The 9,158-nt window shown below is 65.2% G+C and carries 10 protein-coding genes; 2 read left to right on the top strand and 8 right to left on the bottom strand.

The window, feature by feature from the left end:
• Window positions 1-215: 215 nt before the first annotated feature.
• Both SE91_RS29060 and SE91_RS29055 read left to right on the top strand, forming a co-directional pair.
• Window positions 216-728 (top strand): TIGR02281 family clan AA aspartic protease, encoded by a 513-nt coding sequence (locus SE91_RS29060; RefSeq protein ID WP_008542637.1) that lies wholly within the window; start codon window positions 216-218, stop codon window positions 726-728.
• Between the two features lie 193 nt (window positions 729-921).
• Window positions 922-2,421: a phosphomannomutase/phosphoglucomutase gene (locus SE91_RS29055; RefSeq protein ID WP_061850098.1), complete on the top strand. Its 1,500-nt coding sequence runs from the start codon at window positions 922-924 to the stop codon at window positions 2,419-2,421.
• A gap of 141 nt (window positions 2,422-2,562) precedes the next feature.
• Here the strand turns inward: SE91_RS29055 and SE91_RS29050 are convergent, their stop codons facing one another.
• The 8 genes from SE91_RS29050 to SE91_RS29015 form a co-directional block, all read right to left on the bottom strand.
• A complete protein-coding gene (locus SE91_RS29050; protein WP_061850097.1) occupies window positions 2,563-3,072 on the bottom strand; it encodes an Lrp/AsnC family transcriptional regulator in 510 nt (169 codons plus the stop codon).
• Between the two features lie 97 nt (window positions 3,073-3,169).
• Window positions 3,170-4,093, bottom strand: coding sequence for a sugar kinase (locus SE91_RS29045; RefSeq protein ID WP_061850096.1), 924 nt, complete (start codon window positions 4,091-4,093; stop codon window positions 3,170-3,172).
• Between the two features lie 6 nt (window positions 4,094-4,099).
• A complete protein-coding gene (nudC, locus tag SE91_RS29040) occupies window positions 4,100-5,038 on the bottom strand; it encodes an NAD(+) diphosphatase (RefSeq protein ID WP_061850095.1) in 939 nt (312 codons plus the stop codon).
• 10 nt (window positions 5,039-5,048) lie between these two features.
• Window positions 5,049-5,468: an HIT domain-containing protein gene (locus SE91_RS29035; protein ID WP_061850094.1), complete on the bottom strand. Its 420-nt coding sequence runs from the start codon at window positions 5,466-5,468 to the stop codon at window positions 5,049-5,051.
• A gap of 264 nt (window positions 5,469-5,732) precedes the next feature.
• A complete protein-coding gene (locus SE91_RS29030) occupies window positions 5,733-6,860 on the bottom strand; it encodes a muconate cycloisomerase family protein (protein ID WP_061850093.1) in 1,128 nt (375 codons plus the stop codon).
• Entirely contained in the window at window positions 6,857-7,642 is a 786-nt protein-coding gene (locus SE91_RS29025) for an SDR family NAD(P)-dependent oxidoreductase (RefSeq protein WP_061850092.1), read from the bottom strand. The genes SE91_RS29030 and SE91_RS29025 overlap by 4 nt, the downstream gene beginning before the upstream one ends.
• Entirely contained in the window at window positions 7,639-8,436 is a 798-nt protein-coding gene (locus SE91_RS29020; RefSeq protein ID WP_061850091.1) for an amino acid ABC transporter ATP-binding protein, read from the bottom strand. Before SE91_RS29020 ends, SE91_RS29025 begins: the two co-directional genes overlap by 4 nt.
• Window positions 8,433-9,095 carry an amino acid ABC transporter permease gene (locus tag SE91_RS29015; protein ID WP_008542676.1) on the bottom strand — a complete coding sequence of 221 codons (663 nt, stop codon included), beginning with the start codon at window positions 9,093-9,095 and terminating at the stop codon, window positions 8,433-8,435. The genes SE91_RS29020 and SE91_RS29015 overlap by 4 nt, the downstream gene beginning before the upstream one ends.
• Between the last annotated feature and the right edge of the window lie 63 nt (window positions 9,096-9,158).

The following is a 9,158-nucleotide window of genomic DNA, read 5'->3' as shown; positions in this document are numbered from 1 at the left end:
ACCTGCGCGGCCGCTATCCGCGCCATCCCTGGCCGGACGATCCCGCCAACGCGCTGCCGACAAGGCGGGCGAAGCCGCGCGGGACGTGAGAACTCCCGGCCGCATTAACCGTCCGCTCATCCTTTTCGTCAAAATGGCACGTACGGCGGCGCGCCTTCGCTCGCGGAGGGGCGTGCCGCGTGGTGAAATCGGGCTTTCGGCTCGGAAGTGGTGTGATGCGTAACATAGTGATCTTCGCAGCCGTCATGATCGGCCTCGGCACTTTCATGGCCCAGATGGCGGACAAGATGAGCTCCGCCTCCGCCACCTCGGTGCCGCGCACGACGGTGGCCGTCGCCTCCACCGCGCCGGCCGGCGGCCGCAACCTGGTCCTCTCTCGCGACGTCCGCGGGCATTTCCAGGCCGAGGGACGGATCGAGGGCCAGCGCATCGGCTTCATGGTCGATACCGGCGCGTCCGTCGTTGCGCTGAACGAGACCTCCGCCGCACGCTTCGGCCTGCGCCCCTCGCGCAGCGACTACACCGCCACCGTCTCCACCGCCAACGGCACCATCAAGGCCGCGCGCACCCGCATCGCCATGCTCGAGGTCGGCGGCCTCATCGTGCGCGACGTCGACGCCATGGTGCTGCCGGACACAGCGCTCTCGGAGAACCTGCTCGGCCTCTCCTTCCTGTCTCGCCTGAAGCGCTTCGAATACGCCAACGGCCAGATGGTGCTGGAGCAGTAGGCGCGGCCCGCATGTTCGTCCGACTGTCATTTTCAAAGATAATCTCTTCGCCCTGACCGCCTCCGCGGCAACGTTTCTTCGTTACCAAACTGCCGCAATTATCGGCCATAAGCCTTCATTCCCGCCTTTCGTTGCGGCCTGGCTTTCGCTAAGGCTGCAACAAATCCTGCCCCCTTTTCACGAGACCGCCTCAATGTTCCCGAAGCCGAAATCCGTATTGTTGCCCAACACCTACGCCTTCGAATCCGAGCCGATGGTGAAGCCGACGGGCTTTCGCGAGTATGACGCGCGCTGGTTGTTCCAGAAGGAAATCAACCTGATGGGTGTGCAGGCGCTCGGCATGGGGCTGGGCGCGCTGATCGCCGAGCTTGGCGTCAAGCAGGAGATCGTTACCGGCCATGATTTCCGCGGCTATTCGGCCTCGATCAAATATGCGCTGATCTCCGGCCTGATGGCGGCGGGATGCAAGGTGCACGACATCGGCCTTGCGGTGACGCCGATGGCCTATTTCGCGCAGTTCGACCTCGACGTGCCCTGCGTCGCCATGGTCACGGCCTCGCACAACGACAATGGCTGGACCGGCGTGAAGATGGGCGCCAACCGCCCGCTGACCTTCGGTCCCGACGAGATGACGCGGCTGAAGCAGATCGTTCTGAACGCGGAGTTCAAGAACAAGGCGGGCGGCTCTTACCAGTTCCACGAGAATTATCCGGCGCGCTACATCGCCGATCTCACCAATCGTCCCAAGCTGACGCGCAAGCTCAAAGTGGTCGCGGCCTGCGGCAACGGTACCGCCGGCGCGTTCGCGCCGCAGGTGCTGGAGGCGATCGGCTGCGAGGTGATCCCGCTCGACACCGAGCTCGACCACACCTTCCCGAAATACAATCCCAACCCCGAGGACATGGAGATGCTGCACGCGATCCGCGATGCGGTGCTGCATCACAAGGCCGATGTCGGCCTCGGCTTCGACGGCGACGGCGACCGCTGCGGCGTCGTCGACAACACCGGCGAGGAGATCTTTGCCGACAAGGTCGGCGTGATGCTGGCGCGCGATATGTCGGCGATCCACAAGGACGCGCAGTTCATCGTCGACGTGAAGTCGACCGGCCTGTTCGTCACCGATCCGGTGCTGCAGAAGCAGGGCGCCAAGACCGCCTATTGGAAGACCGGCCACTCCTACATGAAGCGCCGCACCAACGAGACGGGCGCGCTCGCGGGCTTCGAGAAGTCCGGCCATTTCTTTTTCAACAAGCCGTATGGCCGCGGCTATGACGACGGCCTGGTTTCGGCGATCGCGATCTGCGACATGCTCGACCGCGCGCCGGGCAAGTCGATGGCCGACCTGAAGAATGCGCTGCCGAAGACCTGGTCGTCGCCGACCATGTCGCCGCACTGCGCCGACGAGACCAAATACGGCGTCATCGACAAGGTGGTGAAGCACTTCGAAGGTTTGCAGGCGAAGGGTGTCAAGATCGGCGATCAGGCGATCCGCGATCTCGTCACTGTCAACGGTGTGCGCGTCACGGTGGAAGACGGCAGCTGGGGCCTGGTGCGCGCCTCCTCCAACAAGCCCGAGCTCGTCGTCGTGGTCGAGAGCCCGGTTTCCGAGCAGCGCATGCACGACATGTTCGAGATGGTGAACAGCGTGCTGCGCACGCATCCCGAAGTCGGCGAGTACAATCAGAAGATTTGAGGCGGAGGCTCTCTCCGCTGTCATGCCCCGGCTTGACCGGGGCATCCAGTACGCCGAGGCCTCTCGGCTTAATCATCGCCGTCTCTGGAATACTGGATCGCCCGGTAAAGCCGGGCGATGACAGCTTCCATGTGGCGCGACCTAAGCCGCCACCACCGCCGGGATCGGCAGCGAGGTGACCGACTTGATCTTCTCCATGGCGAAGCGCGAGGTGACGTTCTTCAGCGGCACGGCGCTGATCAGCTTCTTGTAGAACACGTCGTAGGCCTGCATGTCCGCGACCACGACGCGCAGCATGTAGTCGACGTCGCCGGCCATGCGGTAGAACTCCATCACCTCCGGCATGGCGCTGACGGCTTCGGCGAACCGCTTCAGCCAGGCGTCGGAATGGTCGGAGCTCTCGACCGACACGAACACGGAGATGCCGAGCCCGATCTTGTTCTGGTCGACGAGGGCGACGCGCTTGATGATCACGCCGTCGGCCTCCAGCCGCTGGATGCGCTTCCAGCAGGGGGTCGAGGACAGGCCGACGCGGTCGCCGATCTCGGCGACGGAAAGGGAGGCATCTTCCTGGAGTACCATCAGGATCTTGCGGTCGATGGCATCGAGGCGGCGGTTGGTCTCGGGAATCTGGACGGCAAGGTCAGTCATTTGAAGAACTTTGTTCCATTTCGAGGGCTGATTCCCCTGATATAGAGAAAATCATTCCCCAGCAAGCCCATAATCTCGGCGTAACAGTGGAATCGCTCTAGAGCCGGCCTTGCAAAAGGTCTTCAACTTCAACGCGTTGCGGGGCAGCCAGGCCGCCGCCATGGCCTGCGCATTTCAGCGCTGCCGCGGCCGCGGCGAATCGCAGCGCCTCCCGCAGCCCCTTACCCTCGGCGAGGCCAAGGGCGAAGGCGCCGTGGAAAACGTCGCCGGCGCCGAGCGTGTCGACCGCCCGAACCGGGAAAGCCGCCGTCTCTTCCAGCTCGCCCACGTCGTTCAGCCAGATCGTACCGCGCGGGCCGCGCGTGGCGGCGAGGAAGGCCGGCGTCAGCGCGGCCAGGCGCTTCAACGCCGCGCCATCGTCGGCAATGCCGGCGGTCTCCTGCGCCTGTTCGCTGGCGAACAGCAGATGCGAGGCGGTCGTGAGCAGGCCGTCCTGCAACGCCATCGCGCGATCGACGCCGACGATGACGGGAATGCCGCGCCGGCGCGCCTCAGTGCAGAGCGACGTCGCGAACGCGCTGCAGCGGCTTTCGACGAGCACCGCGTGGGAATTGGCGAGCAGTTCGCCGGGTTCGGGCAGCTTCACGGACCACAGGGCGGGATCGCGATAGATCGTCAGCGTCCGCTCCCCTGAGGGCTCGATCATGATCGCCGAGACCGGCGTGGTCACATCAGGCATGCGCACGATATGCGCGGTGTCGATGCCTTCAGCCGCCATCCGCTCGAGGATGAAGCCGCTCGAGGTCTCCCGCGCATCGCCCATCGGCCCCGCGAACGCGACGCGGCCGCCGAGCCGCGCGATGGCGATCGCCGCATTGAGCGCGTTGCCGCCGCAGATCTCGGCGAGATGGCTGGCGTTCGACTTGCTGCCGCGCGTGGGCACGGCCTCGACCCGAAAGGTCAGGTCGCGCACGGGAATGCCGATGCAGAGGATGCGCGGCGGAATCCCGGATGGCACCATCTGCGGTCAGCTCTTGTCGTGCACCCAGCGGCCGAGCAGATGATGAGCGATGGCGAAGGGATGCGGGCCGGCGAGCCCGTCGGGATGGGTCCGCGTCAGCATCTTTGCGGCCTCCTCGCGCGTGAACCAGCGTGCATCCTCCAGCTCGGAGTGATCGACCACAACGTCCTCGCTGACGGCCCGCGCGCTGCAGCCGATCATCAGCGAAGACGGATAGGGCCAGGGCTGGGTCATATAATACTGCACGTCGGTGCAGCGGATGCCGGACTCCTCGAAGATTTCGCGGCGCACCGCGTCCTCGATGGTCTCGGCCGCCTCGACGAAGCCGGCGAGGCAGGAATACATGCCCGGCGGAAAGTGCTTCTGGCGACCGAGCAGGCATTTGTCACCGGAGGCGACCAGCATGATCACGACCGGGTCGGTGCGCGGAAAATGCTCGGCCTTGCAGCTCGGGCAGTCCCGCTTCCAGCCGCCTTCCTTCATCGCGGTGCGCGTGCCGCAATTGGCGCAATAGCCGTGGCGCTGATGCCAGGTCACCATCGACTTCGCCATTGCCACGGCCGAGAGCTCTTCGGGCGGGATCGCGCCCTGCATCGCCATGCCGCGCAGCTCGGTCACGGTGTAGTCGGCGCCGCCGACCAGCTTCTCGGCGGCAGCCTGCGATAGGCCCATGCCGAACACGGCCGCCCCGTCGCGAAGGCCGAGGAACACCGTGCCGGGATTGGCGCCGCATTTCAGCGCTTCGTCAATCGAGAGCAGCGCGCGCACCTTCTCGCCCTCGTGCTTCACCAGCAGCGAGTCGCGATAGATCACATAGGCGCGCGAGGAGGGTTTCTGCTCCATCGCAAACAGCTTCTCGTCGTCGCGGCGCAGATGCGCGGCGCGGTCGAGGACATTGGTGACGAAGGCCGGCTGCCCCAGCGGAAACGCGTCGAATGCTGACATCTTTGTTCTTTCAACCCAACCAGATCTTGCGGCGGAGCGCGCTGATGAAATTCTGCACTTCGTTGGCGTCATGCGCCAGCGGCGGCATCACGCCCCACACCGGCCGCGGCCAGGCCGCGTCGCTGGTGCGGCGTGCGATGATGTGAACGTGAAGCTGCGGCACCAAATTGCCGAGGGCTGCGACATTGAGCTTGTCGCATTTGGTGATCTCCTTCAGCGCGCGCGAGACGCGGGAGATCTCGGTCATCAGCTGCGCTTGCTGCACCTCGTCGAGATCGATGATCTCGACCGCATCAGGCCGCCGCGGCACCAGCAGCAGCCAGGGATAATGTGCGTCCTTGATGACCAGCACCTTCGACAGCGGCAGATCGCCGATGTCGATGGTGTCCTCCTTCAGGCGGGAATGCAGCGACCAGGCGGGTTCGGGCATAGGTGTTTCCGGATGGCCCGATGGGACGGGCGTGTTGGGCCCGACCATACGATACCGATTCCGATAGGGGAAGGATTGGGCCCCGCTGTCACCGCATATACGGTCGTCGTCCCGGACAAGCGGAGCGAAGCGGAGCGCCGATCCCGGACCCATAACCACAGGGAGAAGTGTGGCCAAGACTCGTGGTTGCCAGCTCGCGCAACAACCTCTGTCTGTGGCTATGGATTCCGGGCTCGCGCTGCGCGCGCCCCGGAATGACGGAAACTACCCCTCCGCAATCACCCGCGCATTGGCGCGGATCGAGGCTTCGCTCACACGAATGCCGAGGCCCGGCCCGTCGGGCACCACGACATGACCTCCGCGATTGGCGACGCGCTCTTCCAGCACGTCCTCGGTCAACACATGATGCGGCATGTAGAATTCGCAGCCGAGCGAGATGCCTGATGTTGCCGCGATCAGCTGTGTGCCGGCGGCAAGGCCGATGCCGCCCTCCCACAGCGTGCCGCCATAGCCGGGCAGGCCGGCGATGTCGGCAATCGCCATGATCGCCTGCGCCTCGAACAGGCCGCCGGCCTTCATCAATTTGATCGAGACGGCATCGGCCGCCTCGCGGCGCACCACCTCCATCATGTCGCGGCGGTCGAAGCAGCTTTCGTCGGCGAGAACAGGTGTCTCCAGCGCCGCGGTGAGCTGCGCCATCACGTCGAGATATTTGCGCGGCACCGGCTGCTCGATGAAGGTCGGCGAAAACTCTTCGATATCGCGCAGGATCTTGATGGCGCCGAACGGCGCCAGCGCCTGGTTGTAGTCGACGCGCAGGTCCACCTTGTCGCCGAATTCCTCCCGGATCGCTTCGAGATGCGCGAGGTCCTCGCGATGCGCCTTCACGCCCGTCTTGACCTTGTAGATCACGTTGCCGTCTGGAACCATCTGCCGCATGCGCTCGAGATCGGCGGCGAAGTCGGGATCGGCGATCGAGAAGGAGAGGGGGATGGTGTCGCGCACCCGGCCGCCGAGGAGATCGGCGACCGAGAGCCCCGATGACTTGCCGACGATGTCGAGCAGCGCCATCTCGATCGCGACTTTCGCTTCGGCATGGCCGACCAGCGCGCGGTCGAGCTCGGCCATCAGCGCGCGGATGCGGCGCACCGGCTTGCCGAGCACGATGGGACGCAAGTAGATGTCCAGTGCCGAGAACGCCGCCTCCGGCGTTCCCGTGAACACTTCCCACGGCGCGGCCTCGCCCCAGCCGATCACGCCGTCACTGGACGTGAGCTCGATCAGCACGCGCTTGACCGTGCCCTTGACGTTGCCGACGCCCTGCAGGCGCGCCATCTTGATTGGGCTCTCGATCAGGAACAGCCTGAGACGTTCGATGGTCGCTTCGCTCATGTCAGGCCTCCATTGACGTGCCAGACCTGGCCGGTGACGTAGGATGCTTTTGGGGATGCCAGGAAGGCGATGATCTCGGCGACTTCCTCGGGTCGGCCGCGGCGGCGCATCGGGATCAGCGCTTCGGTCGCCGCAATCTGCTCGGGCGATAGCCGGCTCTCGCTCGGCTTGTCCTTGACGATGAGGCCCGGCGACACCGCATTGACGGTGATGCCGTCGCTGGCGAGCTCGATCGCGGTCAGCCGTACCAGTGCTTCCAGCGCGGAGCGGCTCGCAGCCGTTGCCGCGAAGGGCGCGAATTCGGGCCGGATTGCGTGCGCGACGAAGGACGATACCGCGACGATTCGCGAATCCTGCCCCGCACGCAGCAGCGGCAGCGCGGCCTCGACCATTCGCGAGAAAGCCAGCGCGGACTCATCCATCGCCTGCCGGAATTGGTCCGCCGGTGTGCCGATCGCGCTGCCGCGGCGGGCATGGCCGCCGACCAGGATCAATCCGTCGAGCCGGCCGAAGGCCGATTGCACGGCGGCGATCGCGTCGGTGACGGCGGCTTCCTCGGCGAAGTCGCCGCGGCATTGCCCGACGGTGGCGCCGCGTTCCTCCGCTTCTTCCATTGCGTCATCCAGGCCCGCCCAGTTCGACCGCGTGTGCAGCAAGAGACCTACACCAGGTGCTGCTAGCAGTCTCGCTGTGGCGCGACCGATGCCGCTGGCGGCGCCCGTCACGAGATAGACGCGATCGATAACAGTTTGGCCTCTTGCGGGAAGAAGTACTTGGCTCATCTCAATGCCGTTGTAGCCGGCGGTAGCGCGCCGGTGCGATGGAAATGGCTGAGGAAAGTGCGCGTCGCCGCTTCCTTGGGATTGTCGATCACCTGCCGCGCCGGGCCTTCCTCGACGACGACGCCGTCGCGCATGAAGATGAGGCGGTCGGCGACCTCGCGGGCGAACGCGATCTCGTGGGTCACGATCACCATGGTCATGCCTTCGGAGGCCAGTTGCTGGATCACGTTCAGGACTTCGCCGACCAATTCAGGATCGAGCGCGGACGTCGCCTCGTCGAACAGCATGACGTCAGGCTCCATCGCGAGCGCCCGCGCGATCGCGACGCGCTGCTTCTGGCCGCCGGAGAGCGTTGCCGGATATTGGTCCGCTTTTTCCGCAAGGCCGACCTTGGCAAGCTGCGCGCGCGCGAGCTTCTCGGCATCCGCCTTCGCCATGCGGCGCACCGTGACCGGTCCTTCCATGACGTTCTGCAGCGTCGTCATGTGCGGGAACAGGTTGAAGTGCTGGAACACCATGCCAGTGGTGGCGCGGAATTTTGCGAGAGTCTTCACATCGGGGAGCTTGGTACCTTCACCGAAGGCAAAGCGCGTGTCGCCGACGCGGACGCTGCCGCCGTCGGGGACGACCAGCAGGTTGATGCAGCGGAGCAGGGTGGACTTGCCCGAGCCTGACGGGCCGATCAGCGCGACGACGCCGCCCTTGGCGACGTCGAGATTGATGTTCTTGAGTACCTCGTTGCTGCCGAAGCTCTTGCGAAGGCTGCGGATCTCGATTTTCGGCGTCTCACTCATTCGCTCACCGCCAGTCGCTTCTCGCCGCGCCGGACGAGGATGGTGAGCGGGATCAGGATCGCCGCATAGGCAACCGCGACCGCGGTGTAGGTTTCCAGCGGCCGGTAGCTGTCATGGGCGGCGACCTGGCTCTGGTAGACGAGGTCGGGCACCGCCAGCACCGAGACCAGCGAGGTGTTCTTGAACTGGATGATCGACTGGTTCATCAGCGCCGGGATCATGCGCTTGATCGCCTGCGGCAGCACGATGCGCCGCATGGTCTGGATCGGCGTCATGCCGAGCGCGGCGCCGGCTTCGGACTGGCCGCGGTCGATCGAGATGATGCCGCCGCGGATGATCTCGGAATAGAACGAGCCGCCATAGAGCGAAAGCGCCAGCGCGGAAGCCGTGATCGGCGTCATCTCGACGCCGGCGAGGATCGGCAGCGCGTAATAGAACCAGATCAGCTGCACCAGGATCGGCGTGCAGCGGAACGCCTCGATGAAGGCGAGCGCGGCGATGCGCAGCGCCCGAAAGCGCGACAGACTGCCGAACGCACCCAGCAGGCCGAACAGCAGCCCGCACACCACGATGACCACGGTGAAGCCGACGGTGACGCCGAGCCCGTTGAGAAAGAGCCAGCGATAGCTCCAGAGGATGCCGAAGTCCCACTGATACATGCGTATTAACTCGTACCCGATGTCAGCTCAGAAACTCGCCGTCATGCCCGGGCTTGTCCCGGG

This window comes from Bradyrhizobium sp. DOA1 (assembly GCF_001593325.1).
In the GTDB taxonomy this organism is placed as follows: Bacteria; Pseudomonadota; Alphaproteobacteria; order Rhizobiales; family Xanthobacteraceae; genus Bradyrhizobium.
The sequence above is the reverse complement of the archived record's forward strand: the minus strand, read 5'-3'. Positions and strand labels throughout refer to the sequence as shown.